General features: G+C 63.2%; 19 protein-coding genes and 1 tRNA gene. 10 read left to right on the forward strand and 10 right to left on the reverse strand.

The window, feature by feature from the left end; all coding sequences use genetic code 11:
- Positions 1-3: 3 nt before the first annotated feature.
- The 5 genes from R4P70_RS26505 to R4P70_RS26525 form a co-directional block, all read right to left on the reverse strand.
- On the reverse strand, positions 4-1,209 hold the full coding sequence (locus R4P70_RS26505; RefSeq protein ID WP_317832582.1) for a hypothetical protein: 1,206 nt from the start codon (positions 1,207-1,209) through the stop codon (positions 4-6).
- Entirely contained in the window at positions 1,206-3,902 is a 2,697-nt protein-coding gene (locus tag R4P70_RS26510) for a fibronectin type III domain-containing protein (RefSeq protein ID WP_042920717.1), read from the reverse strand. The genes R4P70_RS26505 and R4P70_RS26510 overlap by 4 nt, the downstream gene beginning before the upstream one ends.
- Positions 3,899-5,509 (reverse strand): Hsp70 family protein, encoded by a 1,611-nt coding sequence (locus R4P70_RS26515; RefSeq protein WP_215515542.1) that lies wholly within the window; start codon positions 5,507-5,509, stop codon positions 3,899-3,901. The genes R4P70_RS26510 and R4P70_RS26515 overlap by 4 nt, the downstream gene beginning before the upstream one ends.
- On the reverse strand, positions 5,509-6,072 hold the full coding sequence (grpE, locus tag R4P70_RS26520; RefSeq protein WP_317832586.1) for a nucleotide exchange factor GrpE: 564 nt from the start codon (positions 6,070-6,072) through the stop codon (positions 5,509-5,511). The genes R4P70_RS26515 and grpE overlap by 1 nt, the downstream gene beginning before the upstream one ends.
- A 1,123-nt stretch (positions 6,073-7,195) precedes the next feature.
- Positions 7,196-7,281: transfer RNA gene (locus R4P70_RS26525), tRNA-Leu, on the reverse strand.
- Positions 7,282-7,535: 254 nt separating this feature from the next.
- Here R4P70_RS26525 and R4P70_RS26530 point away from each other — a divergent pair.
- The 7 genes from R4P70_RS26530 (at position 7,536) to pknB (ending at position 17,224) form a co-directional block, all read left to right on the forward strand.
- Positions 7,536-8,954: a DUF3662 and FHA domain-containing protein gene (locus tag R4P70_RS26530; RefSeq protein ID WP_021332622.1), complete on the forward strand. Its 1,419-nt coding sequence runs from the start codon at positions 7,536-7,538 to the stop codon at positions 8,952-8,954.
- Between the two features lie 186 nt (positions 8,955-9,140).
- The gene (locus R4P70_RS26535; protein WP_003943418.1) at positions 9,141-9,605 is read left to right on the forward strand and encodes an FHA domain-containing protein FhaB; all 465 of its coding nucleotides are present in this window, start codon (positions 9,141-9,143) and stop codon (positions 9,603-9,605) included.
- The gene (locus tag R4P70_RS26540; RefSeq protein WP_317832588.1) at positions 9,602-11,026 is read left to right on the forward strand and encodes a PP2C family protein-serine/threonine phosphatase; all 1,425 of its coding nucleotides are present in this window, start codon (positions 9,602-9,604) and stop codon (positions 11,024-11,026) included. The genes R4P70_RS26535 and R4P70_RS26540 overlap by 4 nt, the downstream gene beginning before the upstream one ends.
- Positions 11,026-12,477, forward strand: coding sequence for an FtsW/RodA/SpoVE family cell cycle protein (locus R4P70_RS26545; protein ID WP_003943414.1), 1,452 nt, complete (start codon positions 11,026-11,028; stop codon positions 12,475-12,477). The genes R4P70_RS26540 and R4P70_RS26545 overlap by 1 nt, the downstream gene beginning before the upstream one ends.
- Positions 12,474-13,940 carry a peptidoglycan D,D-transpeptidase FtsI family protein gene (locus tag R4P70_RS26550; RefSeq protein WP_007735774.1) on the forward strand — a complete coding sequence of 489 codons (1,467 nt, stop codon included), beginning with the start codon at positions 12,474-12,476 and terminating at the stop codon, positions 13,938-13,940. The genes R4P70_RS26545 and R4P70_RS26550 overlap by 4 nt, the downstream gene beginning before the upstream one ends.
- 3 nt (positions 13,941-13,943) lie before the next feature.
- Positions 13,944-15,302: a protein kinase domain-containing protein gene (locus tag R4P70_RS26555; RefSeq protein ID WP_019746232.1), complete on the forward strand. Its 1,359-nt coding sequence runs from the start codon at positions 13,944-13,946 to the stop codon at positions 15,300-15,302.
- Positions 15,299-17,224, forward strand: coding sequence for a Stk1 family PASTA domain-containing Ser/Thr kinase (pknB, locus tag R4P70_RS26560; RefSeq protein ID WP_019746231.1), 1,926 nt, complete (start codon positions 15,299-15,301; stop codon positions 17,222-17,224). The genes R4P70_RS26555 and pknB overlap by 4 nt, the downstream gene beginning before the upstream one ends.
- Before the next feature lie 57 nt (positions 17,225-17,281).
- On the opposite strand, the gene R4P70_RS26565 is transcribed toward pknB, so the two are convergent.
- Positions 17,282-17,947, reverse strand: coding sequence for an aminodeoxychorismate/anthranilate synthase component II (locus R4P70_RS26565; RefSeq protein WP_003942537.1), 666 nt, complete (start codon positions 17,945-17,947; stop codon positions 17,282-17,284).
- Positions 17,948-17,969: 22 nt separating this feature from the next.
- Positions 17,970-18,683, reverse strand: a complete 714-nt coding sequence (locus R4P70_RS26570; protein WP_020905624.1) for a DUF881 domain-containing protein — start codon at positions 18,681-18,683, stop codon at positions 17,970-17,972.
- Between the two features lie 102 nt (positions 18,684-18,785).
- Here R4P70_RS26570 and crgA point away from each other — a divergent pair, with 102 nt between their 5' ends.
- Positions 18,786-19,049, forward strand: a complete 264-nt coding sequence (crgA, locus tag R4P70_RS26575) for a cell division protein CrgA (RefSeq protein WP_019746229.1) — start codon at positions 18,786-18,788, stop codon at positions 19,047-19,049.
- A gap of 107 nt (positions 19,050-19,156) precedes the next feature.
- Positions 19,157-19,648: a PH domain-containing protein gene (locus R4P70_RS26580; protein WP_020905623.1), complete on the forward strand. Its 492-nt coding sequence runs from the start codon at positions 19,157-19,159 to the stop codon at positions 19,646-19,648.
- A gap of 7 nt (positions 19,649-19,655) precedes the next feature.
- On the opposite strand, the gene R4P70_RS26585 is transcribed toward R4P70_RS26580, so the two are convergent.
- Together R4P70_RS26585 and R4P70_RS26590 are read right to left on the reverse strand one after the other, a co-directional pair.
- Entirely contained in the window at positions 19,656-20,504 is an 849-nt protein-coding gene (locus R4P70_RS26585; RefSeq protein ID WP_020905622.1) for a TauD/TfdA family dioxygenase, read from the reverse strand.
- A gap of 123 nt (positions 20,505-20,627) precedes the next feature.
- Positions 20,628-21,995 (reverse strand): FAD-binding oxidoreductase, encoded by a 1,368-nt coding sequence (locus R4P70_RS26590; protein ID WP_024487653.1) that lies wholly within the window; start codon positions 21,993-21,995, stop codon positions 20,628-20,630.
- 126 nt (positions 21,996-22,121) lie between these two features.
- Here R4P70_RS26590 and R4P70_RS26595 point away from each other — a divergent pair, with 126 nt between their 5' ends.
- The gene (locus R4P70_RS26595; RefSeq protein ID WP_317832593.1) at positions 22,122-23,987 is read left to right on the forward strand and encodes a helix-turn-helix domain-containing protein; all 1,866 of its coding nucleotides are present in this window, start codon (positions 22,122-22,124) and stop codon (positions 23,985-23,987) included.
- On the opposite strand, the gene R4P70_RS26600 is transcribed toward R4P70_RS26595, so the two are convergent.
- The gene (locus R4P70_RS26600) at positions 23,978-25,321 is read right to left on the reverse strand and encodes an MFS transporter (RefSeq protein WP_317832595.1); all 1,344 of its coding nucleotides are present in this window, start codon (positions 25,319-25,321) and stop codon (positions 23,978-23,980) included. The genes R4P70_RS26595 and R4P70_RS26600 overlap by 10 nt on opposite strands.
- Positions 25,322-25,426 lie beyond the last annotated feature (105 nt).

Consider the following 25,426-nt stretch of genomic DNA (forward strand, 5'->3'; position numbering starts at 1 on the left):
CGCTCAGCCCTCCTTCGCGAGGAACCCACGGTCCGCCATCAACCACAACAGTGGATCGGCGACTCGGTGCGGAAGGAGTCCACGGGCGTTGACCTTCAACTGCTGGTACTCCGGCTCCGCCCCGAGGGCCGACGCACCGAACAGGCGGTAATTCTCGTAGTTAGCCTCCAACAACCGCAGCAGCTGCCCACCGCCCCACTGATCGATCATCGCCGCCACATGGTCATGAATATCCCGAGATTCCGCGTCGTCGAAATACGGCAGACGCTGGGCCGGCCGACGCACCGGATGATCCGGCGGAATGTCGTCGAAGAAGGCGTCGATCTTCGACACCACTACGGCCACCGGCTGCTTGATCCGCTTGTTCTTCTTCGTCCGCTCCGCAGTCTGGAGGACCGTGGTGATCGCTCGCAGAACCGTCTCCGGCTCGGTCTCGAGGCTCTCCGGATCCACCCCTTTGCTGACGGCAAGATCGCGATTGCCTGAGAATCCGAACGGATCGAGCAAGATGATCACACCGTCGGTCGCCCCGAGATAGTGCTGACCGAGAGCTCGATCCTCGGTTGCCAGATCCTCACCCGCGGAGTCGTAGAACGAGAATATGGTCGACACCTGGCGGTCCCGATTGCCGAAGCCCTTCTTCGCATAGCGCCACTCGAATACTGCCGGGATACTCATCCCCGTCGACTTCTGAGCAGTCTGCTCCGGAAGCGAGCCACCCTGGTTCTCCATGCCCTTGAGCAGGAGTTCCAGATCCGAGGAGAGTCCCGCCTTGCCACCGGGGGAATCGATCGACGCCTGGAATCGCTGCGCAATAGTGGTGTAGAGATCGCGCTGCAGGACCGCCAGCATGACCGTCTTGCCGGATCCGCGGACCCCGACCAGACCGAACATCGGCGAGTCGCTGTCGAAGTTGCGCGGCAGTCGGGAGTGGCAATGCGGACACACTCGAATTGCACTTTCAGAACCACAGAGACCACACGTCGCCTCGTTGCGACTCAGCTTCTGGGCACCCGTGGCATCAACGATGGTCGGACGAACAGGAGTCGCGTCACCGAAGTACTTCACCCGATTCTGATCGGTGGCTTCACCGCAGGCCTGCTTGCCGGGCGCCGCCTTGCCCGAGCAGCGCACCGCCAACGCGTTCGGGTTGATCTGGTCGTAACAGTAAGGGCATGCCGTTGTCCGCTGGAAGATTCCCACAGTCAACCTTTCAACATTGCAGTCGGAGGATCTTGAACTTTGAAGTCGCTGCCGTCGGCGGCGAACAGCCGCACCCAGAATGGACTCGGCATCTTGGGAAGGTCGAACTGTCCCGTAGTCGTCGATCCCGACGAAAAGTCAAGGCGCAGAGGCACTGTGACGTCGTCGATTTCGACGCGCGTCGGCATGATCTTTCCCGCCCGCACTACCGCAACCAGCGACACCGGTCCGGAATGGGACTGCGACATCGCAGTGACTTCGACGGGCTTGCGCTTGCCGAATCGACTCCCCGGAATATGCAATTGGTAGCTGACGACCGGCGTCGGCACGTCCACCGGGATCGACACCGGAGCCGAAGTCCATTCGCGCCCGTTTCCGAACGCAATTGTCGCAACCTCCAGCGCCCGGATCGACCCCGCCGACGGCAACCGAACTCCGCCGCTCTGCCGGTACTCGGCCCGGGTAACTACCGTGACCTGCGCTCCACCCGCACCCTGCAACGTCAACCGACTCGCATAGTCGCCGTGCGGCCACACCCAGGACACAACCAGTTCGTCACCGAAGCGGTCTGCACGTGCATCTTTCGGAGATGGCGCAGATCCCGCGATGTGCGATGCGCCGATGACACCCCGGTGGCCGGAATCGACGGTGACGGCAACAAGGATTCGAATATCCGAAAAACCCGCGAACTCGAGAGTCGTGGATCCACCGGCGTTGCCGATGATTCCGCTGACCTTTCGGCCACCTATGCCGTCGAGAGCTTCGATATCCATCACCGTTCCGACCGGCGGAACCTTCTCGTCGACCGGCAACGCCCACAGCTCGACAGGGACACCGTCGACCCGGGCCCAAGCTGCGCGAAATCCCTCGCGCCCGTTCTTCAGGGTGGTCTCGTAGATCTGGAGATCTTGTACCGCAGCGATGGTCCCGCGCGGCGTCGCGTCGACCGAAATCTTGTTCGACAAGACTTTCGACCCGTCGGCCAGTACGTAAACTGCCTCCAGAACAATGCGATAGCGCTGCCCGGTCACCAACCCGGACAACGTCACGTGCGATGCCCCACCGGTATCAACCGGAACGCTGGTGCCCGCCGTGTCGATCACGGCGCATCGAACGCCGATGGCATCGGCCGGAACCCGCCACGATGCGGTGATCTCGGTCAGACCTGCCGTCGCCGTCAACTCGGTCGGGGGCGGTACCGCGACGATGCTCGCCGTGCCGGGAAGGGAATAGGCCGATTCGCGGAGCGCGAACACCGCATATTGGAGAGTGCGGCCAATCGGTGCGCCCTTGTCGACGTGTGACTGTACTTTGACAGTCGCGATACGAGTGCCGTCACCAGGATTCGCCGGCACATGTCCGTCACCTCGAACGACGGCAAAACTACAGCCGTCAGCACCCTCGAATCGCCAGGTCAGCTCTACATCCCCGGCTGCATTCAGCTTCGCTGTCACCGGAGTGGGCGTAGGCGGCGGGAGCTTACCGAGCAAGCCGACCAATCGCTCGTCCGTCGTGTCGACCCGGACCGCTTCGCGGAGCGCGACCTCGGCTGCACCGAAATCCTGCCGCACACGAGCATCTTCGTACGACGCAACCAGCACCTGCTTCTTGTGCTCCGCAGCTTCGACAACCGACGTGATACGGGCCAGTTCTGCAGCATCGTGCAGCTCAGGATTGCCTATCGCGTCGAGCATCCGGCGAGCATCAGCGAGGGCACCGCTGGCAACCAGATCGGCTACCTCGTCGAGACCCCGACCGGAATGGTTGTCCACCGAAAGATGGGCGACGATTCTAGCTGCCTCGACCCGATCCAAACCCGTTTCGGCGAGCCGCTCGACAACCGTCGCGGACGGCAACTTCTCACCGAGAATCGCTTTGGCTTGGTAGAGCGCTGCCGCAAAAACCATCTCGTGCAACGCTGTCGGATCGGCAAAGTCCGACCTCACCAGCGTCAGTACCTTCTGCGCGACCTGCATCGCGTCGGAGTCCTTGGCGGTCGTCGCTTTTCGCTGCGACGCATCGACCTGCGCCGAACCGACGCTTTTGCCACCGCCATAGCTGAATCCGTCGACGACTTTGACGTCCTGTGGCGAACTCGCCTCTCCAAGCAGGAGAACGTCGACCACGCTGCGGAACTCCGGATGCTTGAGCGCCTGCTGAACCACGTTGGGTACTGCGCCGGCCGGAGGCACGATCGCCGGCCGCACGGCAACACCATTCGCCTCCACCGCCTTGCACAGATCCGAAATATTCGCATCCGGCAACGACTGCGCGCGTTCGGCGAGCTCCTTCTCGGTGACAAGCTTGAGTGCCTGATGCTCCAGCGAAATAGCCTTGCCAAATTCCGTGATCCGCTTCGCGAGCGCCTCACTCTTTGCCGACCGAATCGCCGCCCAGAAGGCCGGATCACCAAGATCTCGGCCCTGCTCCTCCAGGACATCCAGCAGGCTGGACAGCAGCACCACGCCGCCGTCCGATGTGCGTTTGTTGAAAACACTCTGCCGCAGCACCGCCAAGTGCTGCCGAATATCCGACATCCCGGGCGTCACCGCAAACATTTCGGCGATGTCCACCACCCCGAGGGCCGTGAGGTCACCGGTCTCCCGAAGATCGCGGAGCGCGCGCGCCAATTCTCCCTTCTGCGCGCGGAGCCGCTTCTTCAGAACGTCGGCGATATAGGCGTTCTTGTCGAAAGTCATGACCGGGTCATCAGGCCTGACACGATTTCCTTCGCCAGCTCGACTTCCTTCTCCTCGAGCACCGAAATTCTCGCCTCGATCTCGAGTTCTTTACCGGACTGCGGTTCACGCGCGGAAAGCCGGATCAGTCCCTCGTTGTTCACATTCAGCACCAATTCGATAGTCGATCCCCTTGGCAACGGCGGAAGACCAGTGATATCGGCGTCCTTGAGCAAGGTATTGGCCTCGATCTCCTCGGATTCGACCTCGCCACCCTGCTCGAAGAGGGCCACATTCACCTGTGACTGATTGTCGACAACAGTGCCTGCTTGCAACACCTCGTCGACGATGGGGAGGGCGTCATTCGCGTGAACCATGAACCCGATGTACGGGGTTTGTGCAGCGTCTTGCTTGACGAACTTGACGCCGATACCGCGCGAGAGCACATTCTTGATGTTCAATGTCGAAGCGCCACCGAGGAAGTACTTCGGCTCGGCATTGACCGGCACATCGCCCACAGAATCTGAAGAGCCAGCTTCACCCGAAGCGTCGAACGGAACAGCACCGCTCAGCAGAGCCTGTCCGTAGATCGCAGCACCCTTGGCCACCGCAAGGTCGAACTCGGTCGGTACCGGATCCCAGCCCTTGGCCCGCAGAGCGCGATCGACCATCGGCATACGCGACGATCCACCAACCAGAATTACCCGGTCGATCTGAAGTCCCGGCTTGATCTGCTGAGCAGTGGCCACCGTCCGTTCGGCAATGTCGACCGTCTGGCTGATCAAATGCGCAGTCACTGCCTCGAAATCAGCGACCGTGATGACGATCTTCTCGTCGTAGTCTTCGAACCTACAGCGGACCGTCGTCTCACTCCGCTTGGTCAGCGAGATCTTCTTGTCTTCGACGAGTTGCAAGAGTTCGGTCATGAAGTCCGGGTCCTCGGCAGGGTCAGCGTCCGTGATCCCGGCCTGCTCCACGAAACGCTTCACGACAAGCTGCGCAAGCTCACTGTCCCAGTCAGCGCCACCGAGCACCCGGTTTCCGTCAACAGCAACAACTTCCACATTGCCGGGCTCGGCAATCATGACCGTCGTATCAAAGGTTCCACCGCCGAGGTCGTACACCAGCAGTGTTTCTTTTTTCTCGCCACGTACACCCACCGACAGAGCGGCTGCGATCGGCTCTGCGATGATGCCCACAACCTCGAGCCCCGCAATTTCGCCGGCCTGCTTTGTCGCTTCCTTCTCTCGCACACCGAAATACGCGGGCACCGTGATGACGGCCTTGGCGATGTTCGTGGCACCCTCGGCGTTGGCCGCGTTCACCATCTCCTTGAGGATCAACGCCGACAACGACTCCGGCGTATACGTGGTCCCGAAGTACTCGAGTGGATGCGTCGTGCCGACGTGCCGCTTGATCAACGAGCAACCGTCGTCCGGGCTCGCGATAATCTCGGACTTGGCTTCCGCTCCGACGATCACATTGCCGCCCGGCTCGAAGAAGAGCACCGACGGCGTGGTGTCCGACCCGCTCGCGTTCTTCAGAACCTCGGCCTGGTCGAGGTCATTGATCTTGGCGACCGCCGAGTACGTGGTTCCCAGGTCGATACCGAAAACATCACCGGACACTAATTCACTCCTTCTGATTCTGCGAAAGGCTCGTTGTTTGGTGGCTGCATATCCTGCGGCACAGCAGAATTGGGATCGAAACGATAGACCTTGACCAAGGCAGGCAGGAAAACACGCTCGGCACCCACGTACGTGAATCCCTGTCGAACTACGCTGGCCACCTTGCGGTCCAAGCTCTGGTCGCCGGTGACGGCGGTACCCCGTGCCGCATGTCGGGCAGCATCGAACTCGTCATCTACCTGTGTATCAAGTGACTCGATATCCAACATGCCGAGCCCCTCTTCGACCTCGTCCGCGAAATAGCCGAAGTCCTTCTGCGACTTCAGATCACCACGGTCCGCAGCTCGTTGCGCAGCTGAGACAGCTTCGGTGTACAGCACAGCGAGCCGGTTGATCACCGGCTTCAGCAGCGTTCGCACCTGGTCACTTTGCAGATCCTCGATCTTGGACTGCATCCGCCGAATAATCGACTCGTACTGTTCAGAGCGAGCATGGAACATCTCGAGTTGGGCTCCCATGGCGCCCAACTTTTCACCGATCTCGTCTAAATCAAAGAATCCCACGGTGGAGTTGTCAACGTCTCGAGAGTCGACGTCGACAAGTTTCGGTTCCTCGTCCGCAGTTCTGTTTCGCGAATCCTCCTCGTTTCCCGAAACCCCACTGACTAGCGGTTCCTCACTCACGTCGCCGTTTGCCTTTCGTTTGGTGTACCAACCAACAGTTAGTTACTCGTCAGAGAATTTCGCGCACGTATACGAGTGGCGCGGCGGGGGCAGGCGCGACAGCCGAAGCAAAATCGAAATGAGAGTTGTCTCAGTAAGAAGCAGCCAAACGGAACGTTTGAATACTCGTCTATCGCCTCTACCCATACCTTATTTTTCGCAGATCTCAATTAGCAATCAATATCCCCATCAGAACCGTCTCACCTTCGGATACATCCAAACATTTCGCCCCCAGGCCAGAATAGAGCCGGTTCGAGCATATTAAACCATGTCCACTTTGTCTGTCGTTCGAATGAAGGACACCACGCAAACCGCGCTGTCATTCAAACGGATGATAAGTCGAACAAGAATATCGTTCAGCTATTCTTACGTGCTTAGTCGACGCGTCTCTGAGCCGAAACCACCGATACTGGATTATGTATGGCGTTCCCTAGCGCCCACGACGGTCGATCGCAGCCAGATCCACGCCTGGCAAGTACAGATGCGTGGCCGCGTTATTGTGGCAATCCGACCGACCCAGTTACGGGCGTGCTCGATCGGGAGGTCCCGGCGAAAGTCGTTGGCGTCGTACTGTTCACGGTAGGCGACCGCGCCGCTTACGAAGCTCGAATATCCGGTTTGTAAGACCCAAACCTTGCCGGCGCACACGAATTCGATTGCTTCGACCACGCAGCGACGAGGATGAGCATCGAGGCAAGCACACCATGCGCGTGTTCACCAGCACCGGAGTCGCGGGCACAGACGCTTCTACAGGCAGCGCTCGACGGCTTCGCCATCGTTCTAGCCACCTAGGCTAGTTCCAAGGGCGCGGACCCAGTCGAACGCGTACGCCAACCTTTCAAAACATTCGGCGCCAAGAAGCGATAGAAGTTGGCCAAGTGTTCAAGGAACCGAGTGGGAGGCATCTTCCATGCCTCAGCTAAACACAAAGGCCGCAGACCCGTGAGGATCCGCGACCTTTGTTTGGTGGGCGAAGGGGGACTTGAACCCCCACGTCCCGAAGGACACTGGCACCTGAAGCCAGCGCGTCTGCCATTCCGCCACTCGCCCGAGCAACGCCGAAACATTATCACGACAAACTTTGAAAGTTCTATTCGTGCAGTTCAGGGCACGAATCGATGAACACCGAGCACCCGAAAGCCCAGAACCGATACCATGCTGAAACAGCGGCCAGGTACTGCCGAAGCGACATTTGACAGTACCGTGGAACCTGTACAGCAGTTTGGACGACACGCGACAAGGCGGTGCCGGCGCTACTTGCCGAGCATTTTGCCGTCGTAGATGCGAGGCGAGAGGAGGGCCCGATGGGCATCGTGCAGCGATTCGAACGAAAGCTCCAAGGAGCTGTCGGCGACGCATTCGCGCGGGTCTTCGGTGGTGGTGTTGTGCCGCAGGAAGTAGAGGCGGCGCTCCAGCAGGAGGCACGTGACCGCGTCGAGCACCTCGGCGGCGGAATCCTTCTCGCCCCCAACAACTACGTGATCACCATCAACAACTCCGATCACGAAGAGTTGGCAGCTGATCGCGAACTGACTACCAAAGCTTTCAGCCGACACCTGCAGGATTTCATCCGCGATCAGGGTTGGCAGACGTACGGCGACATCTCGGTCACTTTCGAGCCTTCGCCTACGCTCCACACCGGTCAGTTCCGCACCCGCGGAACCGTCGACCCGGATGGTGACGCCGAGCAGGCATCGCCGCCGTCGCATGTTCCGCAGGTTTCGTCGCGGCCTCCACAACGGCCGCCTCAGCGACCCGCACCGATTGTTCCCCCTGTTTCCAATCCAGTCCCGTCACAACCAGGAGCCGGCCCCATGACGCAGAACTCAGGCTACGAACCAAGCCGCGAACCGGCGGGTCGCCAGCCCGAACCGCAGCAGCCGGCACGGAACGGGTACTCCCACGACGACGGCGGTTACGCCGCTCCGCAGGGCCAGGAAGCGCCGTACCAGAACGGTTACGACCGCGGCGACGGTTACCGCACGGGCGACGACCAGCAGGGCTACAACCAGCAGCAGGGTGGCTACGACCAGCAGGCGTACCCGAACCAGCAGCAGCCGTACGAGCAGGCCGGCTACGACCAGCAGAGCTATGACCAGCAGGGCGGCGGCTACGACCAGCAGGGTTACCAGCAGCAGCCGTACGACCAGCAGGGCTACGGCCAGCAGGCGTACCAGGGTGGGTACGACCAGCAGGGCTACCAGCAGGGCGGCTACGACCAGCAGGGTTACCAGCAGCCCTACAACGGACAGTCCTACGATCAGCCGGGCTACGACCAGCAGAGCTACCAGCAGGGCGGCTACGACCAGCAGGCGTACACACAGCAGCCGTACGAGCAGGCCGGCTACGAACAGGGCGGCAACTTCGAGCAGACGCAGGCCTACCCGCAGCAGGGTTACGCCCAGCCGCAGGGCGGTTACGCACCGACGGCCCAGAGCCTGACGGCAACCCTGCAGCTCGAGGACGGCAGCGGACGCCACTTCCAGCTTCGCGACGGCAGCAATGTCATCGGCCGCGGCCAGGAAGCTCAGTTCCGCCTCCCGGACACCGGCGTCTCACGTCGCCACATCGACATCCGTTGGGACGGCCGCACCGCGATGCTGTCCGATTTGGGATCCACGAACGGCACCACCGTCAACGGAGCACCGGTCCAGGACTGGCAGCTGGCAGACGGCGACATCATTCGTGCAGGTCACTCGGAGATTCTGGTTCGCATTCTCTGAGCTGAGAAACGGACGCCAGGATTTTTCCGATAACAATCGAACATTCGGCGGTCCGTCGGCGCGCCGCCGTCACGCGGCTGTCAGTATCGTGATCTTCGGGGCCCAGAGCCCCCTATGATGCTGCCAGTCGACAATGCTCGAACCCCGCTGCGGCGGGGCTCGAGCCATAGAAGGAGGTGGACAGCCGTGCAGGGCCTGATTCTGCAACTCACACGGGCGGGCTTCCTGCTCCTACTGTGGCTGTTCGTCTGGGCAGTCCTCCGCACTCTCCGCTCCGACATCTATGCCGGCTCCGGGGTCAGGGTTCCGCCGCGGTACACCCGCGCCGGAAAGGTCCTGCCCTCGCTGGGCAAGGCGAAGGTGCCTCGGTACCTGGTGGTCACGCAGGGCGCCCTCGCCGGCACCCGCATCACCCTGGGCTCTCAGCCGGTGATGATCGGTCGCGCTGATGATTCGACGCTCGTTCTCACGGACGATTACGCGTCGACGCGCCATGCGCGGCTCTCGCAGCGCGGAGCTGATTGGTACGTCGAGGATCTCGGTTCGACCAATGGCACCTATCTGGACCGCGCCAAGGTCACCACTGCGGTGCGCGTCCCGCTGGGCACCCCGGTTCGCGTCGGCAAGACGGTAATCGAGCTACGCCCGTGACCCTTGTTCTCCGCTACGCGGCGCGCAGCGACCGCGGTCTCGTGCGCTCCAACAACGAAGATTCCGTGTACGCCGGTGCACGCCTGCTGGCCTTGGCCGACGGTATGGGCGGACACGCGGCCGGTGAGGTCGCGTCGCAGTTGATGATTGCCGCCCTGGCGCATCTCGACGACGACGAGCCCGGCGAGGATCTGCTCGGCAAGCTCGAGGCAGCCACCCGCGAGGGCAACGATTCCATCGCCGATCACGTCGAGGAAGAACCCGAACTCGACGGCATGGGCACCACGCTCACCGCGATCCTCTTCTCGGGCAGCAAGCTCGGCCTCGTGCACATCGGCGACTCGCGCGCCTACCTGCTGCGCGACGACCACCTGACGCAGATCACCCGCGACGACACGTTCGTTCAGTCACTGGTTGACGAGGGCAGGATCACCGCCGAACAGGCACACACTCACCCGCAGCGATCCCTGATCATGCGGGCGTTGACAGGCAACGAGATCGAGCCGACGCTCACCGTGCGCGAAGCCCGCGCCGGCGATCGCTACCTGCTCTGCTCCGACGGCCTCTCCGACGTGGTCAGCGACGAGACCATCGAGAACACGATGCGCGAAGGCTCGCAGGAGCAGTGCGCCGACCGTCTCATCGAATTGGCGCTGCGCAGCGGTGGTCCCGACAACGTCACCGTCGTCGTCGCCGATGTCATCGACCTCGACTACGGCCAGTCACATCCCATCGTCGCGGGCGCCGCGTCGACGGAAGAGGAAGAGGACGCCCCTCCCCCCAACACCGCTGCCGGCCGCGCCGCTGCCATGCGTCCGCCGCGCGCGACGCCCAAGCGAGTTGTCTCCCAACCCGAACCGGAACCGAAGAAGAAGCGGAACCGGTTGTGGTGGGTGGTCCTCGCCGTGGTGCTGATCGCACTCGTCGGCGTCGGCGCCGTGATCGGCCGCGCCGTCATCCGCAACAACTACTACGTCGGCGAAGACAACGGCCGCGTGACGGTGCTGCGCGGAATCCCCGGTTCGGTGCTCGGCTACTCGCTGCAAGACGCGGATCTGGTGGGTTGCGTCGGCGACGACGACGTCCTCACTCTCGTCTCCCCCGACGCGATTCCCAGCAACTGCAACATCCTCGAGGTGACGGATCTGCAGCCGTCTGCGCAGGAGCAGGTGCGCGCCGGGCTGCCGTCCGGCAAGCGTGAAGATGCGCAGAGCCAGATGATCCGTCTCATCGGCGGCGATCTGCTTCCTCGTTGTGAGCCGGTTCCGACGACGACGGCCGCGCCCACTCCCCCGCCTGCACCGGAGACCACTCCGGCTCCTGCGCCGCCCGCTGAGCCGGCCACGCCGACTACGGCAGCACCCACGACTGCGCCTACGCCGACCGACATTCCCGGTCAGACTTGCAGGACGGTCAACTGATGTCGTCCAACGCAGCTGCGGGGACGGCTTTTCCGAGTCCGCCCGGAGGTTTTGCCCCGGCGCCGGTCCAGTCGACCCGCCGAAACGTGGAGCTGCTGCTCCTGGGCTTTGCCGTCATCATCACGACGGTCTCGCTTCTGCTCGTCGAGGCGAGCCAGGAACAGAAGATCACTCTCGATCTGGCCAAGTACGCGCTTGCGTACACGGGCTTGTTCCTGATCGCGCACTTGGCAATTCGGCGGTATGCGCCGTACGCCGATCCGCTGCTGCTGCCGATCGTCGCCCTGCTCAACGGCCTCGGGTTGGTGCTCATCCACCGACTCGACCTCGCCGACGAGCAGACTGCGCTCTACAACGGCGTCGAGGCACCGTCACCGGATGCGAACCAGCAGGTCATGTGGACTGCACTGGCGATCACCGGTTTCGTGTTGCTGCTCGTGTTCTTGAAGGACTACCGCCTGATGGCGCGGTTCAGCTACACGCTCGGCCTCGCGGGCCTGGTGTTCCTGGCGATTCCTGCGATCCTGCCGGCGAAGTTCTCGAGCGTGAACGGCGCAAAAATCTGGATTCGCCTGCCCGGATTCAGCATTCAGCCAGGTGAGTTCGCGAAGATCCTGCTCATCATCTTCTTCGCGTCCGTGCTCGTCGCGAAGCGCGACCTGTTCACCTCGGCCGGTAAACACTTCCTGGGCATGGACTTTCCGCGTGCCCGCGACCTGGGCCCGATCCTGCTCGCCTGGATCGTCTCGGTGGGCGTGCTCGTCTTCGAAACCGACCTCGGTACGTCGCTGCTGCTTTTCAGCACCGTGCTGGTGATGCTCTACATCGCGACCGAACGTGTGGGCTGGCTGGTGATCGGCGGCGGACTGCTCGCCATCGGATTCTTCTTCGCCTACAAGATGTTCGGACACGTGCGCGTGCGCGTCGACACCTGGCTGGACCCGCTCGGCGACTACGCCAACACCGGTTATCAGATCTCGCAATCGCTGTTCGGCCTGGCCACCGGTGGTATCGCCGGAACGGGTCTGGGTAGCGGCCGCCCCAACCAGGTGCCGTTCGCGAAGACGGACTTCATCATCGCGACCATCGGCGAAGAGCTCGGTTTGATCGGCCTGGCCGCTGTGCTGATGCTGTTCCTGCTTCTCATCGTGCGCGGCCTGCGTACGGCGTTGGCAGTGCGCGACAGCTTCGGCAAGCTGCTGGCCGCCGGTCTGTCGTTCACCATCGCGATCCAGATCTTCGTCGTCGTCGGCGGCGTCACCAAGCTGATCCCGCTGACTGGTCTGACAACACCGTTCATGTCGTACGGCGGCTCGTCGCTGCTCGCGAATTATCTACTGCTGGCCATCCTCGTCCGGATCTCGGACGCGGCTCGTGCGCCGGTAGTGACGAAGAAGAAAGGTCCGCCCCCAATCGCTGACGCCAATACCGAGATGATGCCGCGCGTATGAACACTCCACTGCGCCGCGTCGCGATGGCCGTCATGGTGATGGTCGTCGCGCTCCTCGCCAACGCCACGTACGTACAGGTCATCAAAGCTGACGACCTGCGAGCCGACCCGCGCAACTCGCGGGTGCTGCTCGACGAGTACTCACGCCAGCGAGGTCAGATCTCGGCTTCCGGTCAGGTGCTTGCCGCCTCCCGCGCCACCGACGACCGGTACAAGTACCTGCGCGAGTATCCGAATCCGTACCCGTACGCACCGGTCACGGGCTTCTACTCGATGCAGTACGGCAGCGCCGGCCTCGAGCGCACCGAGGATCCGATTCTCAACGGCTCGGACAACCGGTTGTTCAGTCAGCGCTTCTTCGACCTGGTGTCCGGACGCGATCCGCGCGGCGGCAACGTCGTCACGACGCTCAATCCGGCCATGCAGCAGGTGGCGTACGACCAGCTGACCAGCAAGGGTTACACCGGCTCCGTCGTCGCGATCGAGCCGAGCACCGGACGCATCCTGACGATGGTCAGCACTCCGAGCTACGACCCGAACCTCCTCGCCAGCCACGACGGCGCCGAAACCACGAAGGCGTGGGACGAGCTCAATGCCGATCCCAACGATCCGTTGGTCAACCGAGCGATCTCGCAGACCTACCCGCCCGGCTCGACGTTCAAGGTGCTCACCACGGCCGCAGCTCTTGGCAACGGTGCGACGCCGGACGACCAGCTGACCGCGGCTCCGCAGATCACGCTGCCCGGCACCAGCACGACCCTCGAGAACTACAACGGCAGCACCTGCGGCCCCAACCCGACGGCGTCGTTGCGTGACGCGTTTGCGCGCTCGTGCAACACGGCTTTCGTCGAACTGGGCATCAAGGACGGCGCTGACGCCATCAAGGACGAGGCCAGCGCCTTCGGCATCGGGCCCAACACTCCAGCGATCCCGCTGCCGGTTGCGGACAGCACCGTCGGCGACATCTCCGACGACGCGGCTCTCGGCCAGACCAGCATCGGCCAGCGCGACGTCGCGGTGACCCCGCTCGAGAACGCAGTGATCGCCGCGACCGTCGCCAACGGTGGTGTGCGGATGCAGCCCAACCTGATCTCCCAGTTGCAGGCACCGGATCTGACCGATCTCAGTACGCCGTCACCGGTGTCGATGGGTCAGGCGATCTCGCCGGCAGTGGCGGCAACGCTGACCGATCTGATGATCGGCTCGGAGAACTTCACCGGCGGCGACGGCAAGATCCCCGGCGTTCAGATCGCGTCCAAGACCGGTACCGCCGAGCACGGCGTGAACCCGCGGGAAACTCCGCCGCACGCCTGGTACATCGCTTTTGCACCGGCGCAGAATCCGACGGTCGCCGTGGCCGTCATCGTCGAGAACGGTGGTGACCGCGGACTTGCCGCTACCGGTGGCTCGGTTGCTGCGCCGATCGGTCGTGCAGTCATCGCAGCCGGAATCCAAGGGGGCTGAACCGTGGCGTTGAACAACGGCGCTTTGATCGCCGATCGTTACCGATTGATCCGTCTCATCGCCACCGGTGGGATGGGTCAGGTGTGGGAAGCCACGGACTCCCGGCTCAACCGTCGCGTCGCCGTCAAGGTACTCAAGTCCGAGTTCTCTTCCGATCCGGAGTTCTTGGAGCGCTTCCGCTTCGAGGCCCGCACCACCGCACAGCTCAACCATCCCGGTATCGCCGGAATCTACGACTACGGCGAGACCCGTGACAGCTCGGGCGATTCCACGGCGTACCTGGTGATGGAACTCGTCAACGGTGAACCGCTCAACGCCGTCCTGGCACGCGTCGGCCGCCTGGCGGTTCCGCATGCCCTCGACATGCTCGAGCAGACCGGCCGCGCCCTGCAGGTCGCACACGACGCCGGTGTCGTGCACCGCGACGTGAAGCCGGGCAACATCCTCATCACGCCGACGGGCCAGGTGAAGATCACGGACTTCGGCATCGCCAAGGCCGTCGAGAACTCGCCTGTCACGCGTACGGGAATGGTGATGGGCACCGCCCAGTACATCGCGCCCGAGCAGGCTCTCGGTCAGGACGCGACCGCGGCGAGTGACGTGTACTCGTTGGGAATCGTCGGATACGAAGCACTTTCGGGTCGACGCCCGTTCACCGGTGACGGCGCGCTGACCGTCGCGATGAAGCACGTGCAGGAAACCCCGGCGCCGATGCCGGCCGACCTGCCGCCGAACATCCGCGAGCTCATCGACATCACGTTGACCAAGGATCCGGCCGGCCGCTACGCCAGTGGCGGCGAGTTCGCCGACGCCGTTGCAGCCGTTCGGGCAGGAAGGCGTCCACCGCCGCCCGGCCTGCTCGCCACCGGTGCCGCGAGCGCGTTGCCGGCGACGGGTGCCACGCAGGTCATGCCGCCGACGTACGCGGGCCCGGTGACGGGCGCAGCTGTTGCGGACGACGCGGCAGCCGGCGGAATGACCAGTGGGCAGAAGGCCGTGGCATGGGCCGGCGGCGGATTGATCTTGTTGGCGTTGATCATCGGCGGAGTCTGGATCGCGACCGACGGTCCCAGCGACCCGACGCCGCCCGTCGTCACGTCCACGACGTTGCCGACCACCACGACGACCAAGCCCACCACCACGACGACTCGGCCGACGACAACGACCACCGAGCCGACAACAACGACGACTCGGCCGACGACAACCACGACCGAGCCGACAACCACAACGACAACTCCGACCACGACAACAACAACTCCGACGACCACAACCACCACCACGACGACAACGACGACCACAACGACCACTGAGCCGTTGGCGGATCCCGGAGACGCTGAAGAACCGCTAGGACAAGACCAATGACGACACCCCGCAATCTCTCCTCCCGCTACGAGCTGGGTGAGATTCTCGGCTTCGGCGGAATGTCCGAGGTTCACCTGGCGCGCGACCTCCGACTCAGCCGCGACGTCGCGATCAAGGTGCTGCGTGCAGACCTCGCGCGCGATCCCACGTTCTACTTGCGGTTCCGTCGTGAGGCGCAGAACGCTGCCGCGCTGAACCATCCGGCGATCGTGGCCGTCTACGACACCGGTGAAGCCGAGACCGACGCCGGGCCGCTGCCGTACATCGTCATGGAGTACGTCGACGGCGACACGTTGCGTGACATCGTGCGCAGCACCGGGCCGATGACTCCGCGCAAGGCGATGGAAGTGATCGCGGACGTGTGCGCCGCTTTGGACTTCAGCCACCGCAACGGCATCGTGCACCGCGACGTCAAGCCCGCCAACATCATGATCAACCGTGCCGGCGCCGTGAAGGTGATGGACTTCGGTATCGCCCGTGCCATTTCCGACGCGTCGAGCCCGATGACGCAGACGGCCGCCGTGATCGGCACCGCTCAGTACCTCTCGCCGGAGCAGGCGCGAGGTGAGCAGGTGGACGCACGTTCGGACGTCTACTCACTCGGTTGTGTGCTGTTCGAGATTCTGACGGGCGAGCCGCCGTTCAAGGGTGATTCACCGGTCGCCGTGGCGTACCAGCATGTTCGTGAGGATCCGCAGACGCCGTCGGAGATCAATCCCGACATTCCGCGCGAGCTGGATTCGATCATTCTCAAGGCGATGAGCAAGAACCCGGCCAACCGCTACCAGAGCGCCGGCGACATGCGCAGCGACTTGGTACGCGTCCTGGGCGGTCAGCGTCCGAGTGCGCCGATGGTGATGAACGACGAGGACCGCACCACCATCCTCGGCGCCGTCGGCTCCGACACCGGGAACTACCGCACTGCTCCTGATCCGGTCGAGCCGGTTCCTGCACGGACAACTCGCGCTGCCGAGCCGCCTGCCAAGAAGAAGGGCGGACGCTACGCCCTGATGGGCATCGCGGCGCTTCTGGTGATCGGACTGGTGACGTTCTTCCTCATTCGGGTGAACTCGCCGAAGGTCGAGATGGTGACCGTTCCGGGTGACCTCACCAACCAGCCCGCTGATGTCGCCGAGGCGACGCTGACCAACGCCGGATTCCAGGTGGAGCGTCAGCAGAAGACGGACAAGGTGATCGCCGCCGGAAACGTCATCACGACGCGTCCGGTTGCCGGGGTGCGCATCGAGAAGGGCAGCACCGTCACCATCGACGTGTCCACCGGCCCCGAGCAGGTCGCGATCCCACGCCTGACCGGGCTGAGCCAGGACGACGCCGAGAAGAAGCTCAACTCCGTCGGACTCCGACTCGATCCGACAATCGGCAAGGCCGCGTCGACCATTGCCGAGGTCGACAAGATCGTCAATCAGGATCCGGCCGTCGGAGTGTCGGTTGTTCTCGATTCCGCGGTCTCGATCACTGTCGGCACCGGTCCGGAGCAGGTTCGGGTCCCGGATGTGACCGGTCAGCGTGAAGAGGTGGCGAGGCCCAACATCGAAGGTGCCGGGTTCGTCGTCCAGATCACGGAGATCGATTCGGGACTGCCGAAGGGACAGGTCGTTTCGACCGACCCGACCGGCGGCACGTCGGCCACCAAGGGTTCGACCGTGACGCTGCGAGTGTCCAACGGCAACCAGGTCGCGATGCCTGATCTGACCAACAAGACGGTGTCCGAGGCGTTGACCACGCTTCGCGCAGCCGGCTGGGCGGGAACTGCATCGCAGCTGGTGCAGAACCAGAGCACGACGCTCACCCCGGAAATGGTGGGCAAGATCGTCTCGCAGACGCAGCCTCCGGGCTCGGAGATCTCCAAGGACGCAGTCATCACCGTCAGCGTCGGAGCGCTCGGAATCCCCGGCCGCTAGCAAAGTGAAAAAGTGCCTCCCGGAGATTTCCGGGAGGCACTTTTTTGTGGACAGGTGTCAGAGAATTGCGGGCAATGCGCCACCGAGCGCCGACGCGACCTCGGCCTCGAGGGCTGCGACGAGTCCTTCCGGAGGCGCCTCACCGCAGACTGCGAGCCAGTTCGCGAGCATCCGGTGCCCACCCTGGGTGAGGACGGACTCCGGGTGGAACTGGACGCCGTGAATCGGCAGTTCGCGGTGACGCATCGCCATCACGACGCCGCTCTCGGTGTGTGCGGTCACCTCGAGTTCCTCGGGAATGGTGTCCTCGAGAACCGTCAGCGAGTGGTAGCGGGTAGCGGTGAACGGATCGGGCAACCCGGCCAGGACGCCGACGTCCTTGTGGTGAACCAGACTCGTCTTGCCGTGAAGCAGTTCGGGCGCGCGGTCGACGGTTCCGCCGAAAGCCGCACCGATCGCCTGATGTCCGAGGCAGACGCCGAGCAGCGGGGTCTTGGTGTCGGCGCAGACCTTCACCAGATCCATCGTCGCTCCCGCGCGCTGCGGAGTTCCGGGGCCAGGGCTCAGGAGAATGCCGTCGAACTGCGCTACTGCACCCTCGAGGTCTGCCGTCAGTTGTGGATCGTCGTTGCGCCAGACCACGGCTTCGGTTCCGAGCTGGCCGAGGTACTGCACCAGGTTGAACACAAAGCTGTCGTAGTTGTCGACGACGAGAATCCTCATGAGAGCAGGGTAAACGCCCGTGCTATCCGCCGGTATAGGCGGGGACCGTGATCTGCGACGGCGTCGCCTGCGTGTACCCGAGGCCGAAGCGGGTCGCGTACTGCTTGTAGATCCGAATGCCCGGTTCGGCAGCGAGTGCCGCCTCGAGGCGCGCGACGTCGCCGATCGCACTCATCACGTACGGCGGGCTGTATGTACGGCCGTGAAGAAGGAGGGTGTTTCCGATGCACCGCGGCGCCGACGTACTGATGATCCGTTGGTCCTGCATGCCCACCGCTTCGGCCCCGCCGGCCCACAGTGCGTTCAGCACGCTCTGGACGTCCTGCTGATGCACGACGAGGTCGTCCGGGGTGGCGTCGACCGGATACTTGCCTTCGGCGTTGCGCGGGGCGTCCGTCATGGTGACCACGACGCCGGGGCCGGTCATCTCCGTCAGTCCCGCGTCGGCGGAGATGTTCTTGATGTCACCGAGAGCGGCGGCCACGCCGGCGTCGGACCGAGCGGCGTCTTCCTGCAACGAATCGAGCTGAGCGGCAAGTTCGTCCCGGTCGGCCGAAACTTTTTCGGCATTGGCCTGGGCGCTGCGGACCAGATCGGAGAGCCTGGTGCTTTCGGTGACCTGAAGCTGGTTTTCCTCGGCGGATCTCTGCGCCGTGGCAACCATCAGACCGGCTACCAGGCAGACGGCAAGTACACCGATGTGCCAGACAGTTCGTGAAGATTCACCCGAAGACACGTGGCTCCTCCCGGATTGTGCAGGTCGGCCGGTGACCAACTGGACACAGCTACGTTAGCGTGTAGGTAACACATGCAGGTCACACCGTAGAGCGAGGACGCCATGCCCAAGTCGAAGGTCCGTAAGAAGAACGACTACACAGTCAACCCAGCAAACCGCACTCCGGTGAAGGTGAAGATGGGTCCGTCGAGCACGTTGTACGTCTCCGTGATGCTCGGATTCATGCTTCTCGGCCTGGCGTGGCTGATTGTGTACTACTTGGCCGCGGATTCGATCACGTGGATGAACGACTTGGGAAACTATAACTTCCTCGTCGGCTTCGGCTTCATGGTTGTGGGCCTTGTGATGACCATGAGATGGCGCTGACCAGCGATTATCTGATTCGGCTCGGATCGTGACCGTCTCTCAATTACATGGGTGTCATTCATCCCCATTGTGGATAACTCCTGTGGACAACCTAGGAAGTTATCCACATGCTCGAGGATGAATTTCATCCACAGCCTCGTGACAACGCCACCGAGGTCGTCTCGTGGGCCACTCCGATGGGTGTTGTCTACGCGATGTTCGGCGGCGGAATTGCCCTCGCGATCGCCTCGATAATCGCGCCCACGGAGCCTGCCGGACGCTTCCTGCTCGCCCTCGCGGTGATCGGGCTGTTCGTGATGGGCGGCCTCGCCCTGCGTCAGCGCCCCCGGCTAGCGGTGATCGACAACGCAGGAACCAAGTCGATCGCGGTGCAGCGATTGCGCGCCCGCCACACGTTCACCCGCGAACAGATCGACCGCGTGCGTCTCGTCCGCTACCCGCGTCTGGGTCGACGCGTCCCGATGCTCGAGATCGACATCGTCGACCGGCCCACCGACACGGAGAAGCTGTTGATCTTCGGACGCTGGGATCTCGGTACGACGCCGGAGGACGTCCTGGACGTGCTTACCGTCCACGGTTTGGTGCCGCCCGAGAAGTAAGCGCGGGTTACATGGCCAGTGCCGCGAGGTCCGGCTGCACGATGTCGAGAGCCTGCTGCGGCACCGCGACGGCGTCGCTCGACCATCCCCAGATCGAGTACAGCTCGCGGCCGGGGTCGGTGTACCCGTCGCGGCCGTGAAGCACCCGGTAGTTGTCGATGCAGATCATCTCGCCGGCTTCGGCACGGAACATCGGCCCGCTGTCTCGCACGTGAATCACGGCCTCACTCCATTGCTTCACCAGCGGCCACTGCGCTTCTTCCGATTCGCCGGCGATCGGCGCGAGGTACGGGTGGTACCGAACCTGGTTGCGTCCACTCGGCACCCTCCGGGCGATCGGCGCAAATGTGCTCTGCGGGAAGTTCGGTTCCGAATGGTCGATGTCTGTGCTCCAACAGAATTCGGCCAGCTCCGCTGTTGCGGGATCGAAGGCGAGCAATCGCGTCAGTTTGACCGCGTCGATAAGAAACGAGTCACCGCCACTCGGGTACGCCGGGCGCTTGCACCACAGAAACAGGTAATCGGGAGCGTAATCGCCGAAAGCGAAGCCGTCGTTGTGGGCGGTCATCCGCTCGCCGGAGATACCGAACGAGCGCTTGCGGCCGCGTTCATCCACCGGTTGCGTGTCGACGACAGCGGCTTCGGCATCCTGACTTCTGGCGCTCGCCTCGAACTGGCGGCCGACGCGAATGCACTTCTCACCGAGCAACTTCGACGCGAATGCAATGGCATCTTCCTCGGTGTGCAGCCCACCGAAGACCGCGGCGCCGTCCAGCGCGATTGCCGCCCGGACGGCCTCGACCGTGTCCACGCGCCGCGGAACAACACTTGCCAGCGTCAAATCGGAAGAGAACATTCATCACTCCATACGTCGAGTTCGCCAAACGGTTCAACTCAAGCGTAGGAACTCGTCATTTCGACGGCGTAACTCCGGAAACCGATTCGGTTACGGAGCCAGCCTTTCAGATCACCCGGCCTTTCAAATCACCTTGCCGGGGTTCATGATTCCGTGAGGGTCGAGTGCGCCCTTGATTGCATGATGCATCGCGACGACGGCCGGTGACAGTTCCTGTGCCAGGCCACCCATCTTCAGTAGGCCGACGCCGTGTTCACCGGTGACGGTTCCGCCCAACTCGAGGGCATTGTCGATGATCTCGGCAAAAGCTGCCTGAGCACGCCTCCGCGCCGCTTCGTCGTCGTGTGGTGTGATCAGCAGCGGATGCAGGTTGCCGTCACCCGCGTGCGCGATGTTCGCGATGTGCGTGTCGTGCCGGGCCGAGATGGCCTCGATCCGTGCCAGCATCTCCGGGACCGCTGCCTTGGGGACACAGATGTCCTCGGTGAGCACCGGGCCGAGCCGCTCGAGGGCGGGGTACGCCAGACGCCGGGCGGAGAACAGGGCGTCGGCTTCCTCCTGGTCGGTGGATCTGGCGCTCCAGGTTGCCCCGGAACGGTTGAAACAGGCCAACATTCGCTCGGCTTCGGCGTCGCCGATCTCACCCGGTGTGTCGATGCGGCCGAGCAGAACCACCTCGGCGTCGGCCGAGAGGCCCATGTTCTTCCAGGCGTCGACGGCAAGCAGGCACTGTCGATCGATCAGCTCGAGGGCCGACGGCGTGAGCCCGTCTGCCGCGACGGCTTCGACTGCCTTGCCCGCAGCAACGATGGAGTCGAAGTATCCGACGATGGTGCGCTCGGGATCGCGCTGAGGACGAAGCTTGACGGTCACCTCGGTGATCACCCCGAGAGTGCCTTCGGAGCCGACCATGAGTGCCGAGAGATCAAACCCAGCCACTCCCTTGGCAGTTCGACGCCCGAGCCGAACCAGCTCACCGGTTCCGGTAACCACCTGCATGCCCAGCACGTAGTCCTTGGTGACGCCGTACTTGACGCAACACAGGCCCCCGGCATTGGTCGCGACGTTGCCGCCGATCGTCGACCAGGGTGCGCTCGCCGGATCGGGCGGATACCAGAGGCCGTGCTCGGCGCACGCGTCGCGGAGGTGATCGTTGACTACCCCGGGTTCGACCACGGCCAAACGCTCGAGGGTGTTGATCTCCTTGATGGCGTTCATCGCGTCGAAGGCGATCACGACGCCGCCGGCGACTGCGTTGGCTCCACCCGACAGACCGGTGCCGGCGCCGCGCGTGACGACGGGCGCACCGTGGGCGATGCACGCCTGCACAACTGTCTGTACCTGCTCGGCTGTGCGCGGGCGGACCACGGCTACGGGCATCTCGTAGGGAGCCCACTCGGCGTCGTCGTGGATGTAGCTCGCCATGATGTCGGGGTCGGTGATCAGTCGATCCGCATCGATCTGCGAGCCGAGCGCCTCGAGGAGTGTCATGCCTCCACGATAGTGACGGCGGCTACACCACCCCATGTAGATTTACTCCGAGAAACCGGAAACCGTATGGACATTCTCTCCATACTCATCGTTGGCCTGACAAGTTGGCCTGACAAGGGAGTGCGGATGCACGAGAACTGGCTACAGCTTCTCCTGGCCGAGGCATCCACCGAGGAACTGATCGAACACCGCGATCAGTTGGCCGCCGGGTCAGCCCCCGAGGCCGCTGCCGAAATCGAGCGAGAAGCCCGATCCGCACTCCAACTGCGTAGTCTCCTGGCTCAGCGCCGACAACGTGCCACCGAGCTGGGCGCACTCAACGACATCGCGTCGCTGCTGACCACGATGCACGATCACCACGCCCTTCTGCAGGAGATCGTGGACCAGGCCAAACGGCTACTCGGCGTGGATCTTTCGTACCTCGCACTGATCCACGACGACATCCTGATCATCGAAGTCACCAGCGGGGCGTACACCTCGCAACTGCTCGGCCTCACGGTTCCGTTCCGAGAAGGCCTCATCGGTCGTGTGGTCGAGAATTCTTCTCCTGCTTGGTCTCCCGACTACCGCAACGATCCCTCGTTTGCACACATCGGGCCCGCCGACGACGCAGCGCGAGCCGAGAACATGCGCGGCCTGTTGGCCGTGCCGCTGACATTGAACGGCAAGATCCTGGGTGCCCTGTGCGCGTGCAAGCGTCAGGAGCGCCGATTCGGCAACGAGGAAGTTGCGTTGCTGTCCGCCCTCGCAGCTCATGCCTCGGTAGCCATCGAGAATGCCCGCTCTCTCGAACGCTATCGCGCGACGGTTGCAGAAGTGAATGCAGCGAACACCGAACTTGCCAAGCGCACAGCACTTCTCGAACAGACACTGACCTGGGACCGATCGCTCACACAAGTTGTCCTGCGCGGCGGCGGTGTTCGCGAACTCGTGGAAGAAACCTCCGCGTCGACGGGTTCACCGGTGTTCTTCGTGACCGGAACGTCGGAGATCCCACCGGGACTGCAACGGGTGAGCGAGAGCGTCAACCGGGTCTTCGACATCTTTGCCGCTGACCGACGCGAGCAGGAGGTGACGCTCATCGTCGGTGAGCAGTTCCTGTTCGCCACCGAAGTGCGCAGTGCCGGTGATCAACTCGGAGTTCTGTTCCTACTCTCGCGTCATGAACCCACCGCCGCCATGAGATTGGCACTCGAAAGGTCAGCCCCGGCCATTGCGCTTGCCCTGGTAGGCGAACGGGCGGCCAGGGAAGCCACTCGCCGAGCACGCGACGCATTTCTGGTCGATCTGATCACCAGGCCAGCGCCGACGCCGGCCGAAGTCACCGGTCAGTTCCGCCTGGCCGGACTCAACCCCGACCGCTCGTACACCGTCGTGGTGGCCCGCCCGGCCGACGCCGTAGACCGTACGCGTCGCAGTATCGAGGAAATTGCATTCCCGTCAGGAACTGTTGTTGCCGAGCATGGTTCACGGGTCATCGCTCTGATTCCGGGAATGTCACCAGTAGAGGTTGCGGCGGCGTGGGTGCAGCCGGCGGAGAACCCGACAGTGGGAATCGCCGATCCTGCGGTGGGAGCGGAAGGTCTGGCGCGAGCCTATGTCGAGGCACAACACACCGTCGACGTCCTCGAGACTCTCGGGCGGGCCTCCCACGTGGAACCGGCAAGTTCCCTCGGCATTTACCGAATTCTCCTCAGCCGCACCGGCCGCGAAGAACTCGAAGCGCTGACGCTGCGGTCCCTCGGTCCTCTCCTCGAGGAGGAGCAACGACGCGGCGTTCCGCTCTTGGACACCCTCGCGTCGTACCTGTCACACAATTGCAAGCATTCTGCGACCGCCGCCGCGCTCGCGATTCACGCCAACACTCTGTATCAACGTCTCGAATCGATCGACCGGTTGATCGGCACACAGTGGCGTCAGCCGGACCAGGCGCTCGATCTTGCGCTCCTGATCCGGCTGCGTGCCAGTGCGGGGAAACTCGGTCAGATCTGAGCGGGCTTGCTCGATCGCTTGGCCAGTGCCACCACAAGAATTGCGGCACAGAGCATCACGGCGCCTACCACCCACAGGCCTGCCTTGGCATTTCCGGTCACATCGGTGAGCCAGCCGGTGAGGTACGGAGCACCGAAGCCCGACGCGTTGCCGATCGAGTTGATCATGGCGATGCCCGCGGCCGCACTGGCACCCGTCAGGAACGTGGTGGGCAGGTACCAGAAGACGGGGAGCGCACAGAGCACGCCGACGGCGGTGAGCGAGACCGCAATCATGACGGTGAACGGTGAATCCAGGTACAGCGCAATCGGAATGGATACCGCACCCAGGAGCGTCGGGGCTGCAACGTGCCACATCCGTTCACCGGTCTTGTCGGAATGGCGGCTCCACAGCACCATCGCGACAGCGCCGATCGCGTAGGGGACGGCCACGATCAGGCCTGTCTCGACGAGCGAGAAATCGGTGTTGAACGTCTGCTTGAATCCCGCGACGATGCTGGGCAGGAAGAAGCTCAAAGCGTAAAGGCCGTAGGTGATTCCGAAGTAGACCAGACCGAAACCGATGACGCGGGGATCGCGCAGGGTCTTGCCGGCGGACTGGTGACCGGCGTCGCCGAGTTCTTTCTCCTCGTCGGCCATGGACTTCATCAGCCAGGTGCGCTCCTCGAGGGTCAACCACTTCGCGTCGGCGGGACGGTCGGTGAGGTAGAACCAGACGACAAACGCCAAGATCACGGCGGGCAGACCCTCGATCAGGTACATCACGCGCCATCCGGCCAACCCGAACAGGCCGTCGCCGTACTGGATGATGGCGGCCGAGAGCGGGGCACCGAGCGCCGACGAGAGCGGAAGCGTCAGCAGGAACAAGCCCATCAGGCGTACGCGGTACTTCTTCGGGAACCAGAAGGTCAGGTAGAGAAGAACTCCGGGGAAGAAGCCGGCCTCGGCGATTCCCAGCAGAATGCGGAGGAAATAGAGGCTGCCCACGTTGGGCACGAATGCCAGCGCAGCGGCGAGGATGCCCCAGGTGAGCATGATGCGCGCGATCCACAGCCGGGCGCCGAAGCGGTGCAGGGCCAGGTTGCTCGGCACCTCGAACAACAGATAGCCGACAAAGAAGAGTCCGGAGGCGAGGCCGAACATCGTCTCGGTCATCCCGAGGTCGGCGCTCATGGTGAGCTTCGCGAAGGCGATGTTCGTACGATCCAGATAGTTCACGAAATAGAGCAGGATCAGGAAGGGAATCAGCCGGCGCGCTACCTTCTTCACCACGCGAGATTCGATCTCGCTCGGCGAAACCCCACCGTCAGTGGTGGTGCTATCGGTGGAGGTCATGGCAGGGGTACTCCTCGGAAAAGGTCAGCGTTGCTATCTACGAAGTGACTCAAGCCACAGTAGAAGCACCACCGAGCCCAACCTATGTGGACAATCTCTACAGAA

Source organism: Rhodococcus sp. IEGM 1241 (assembly GCF_033142365.1).
In the GTDB taxonomy this organism is placed as follows: Bacteria; Actinomycetota; Actinomycetes; order Mycobacteriales; family Mycobacteriaceae; genus Rhodococcus_F; species Rhodococcus_F erythropolis.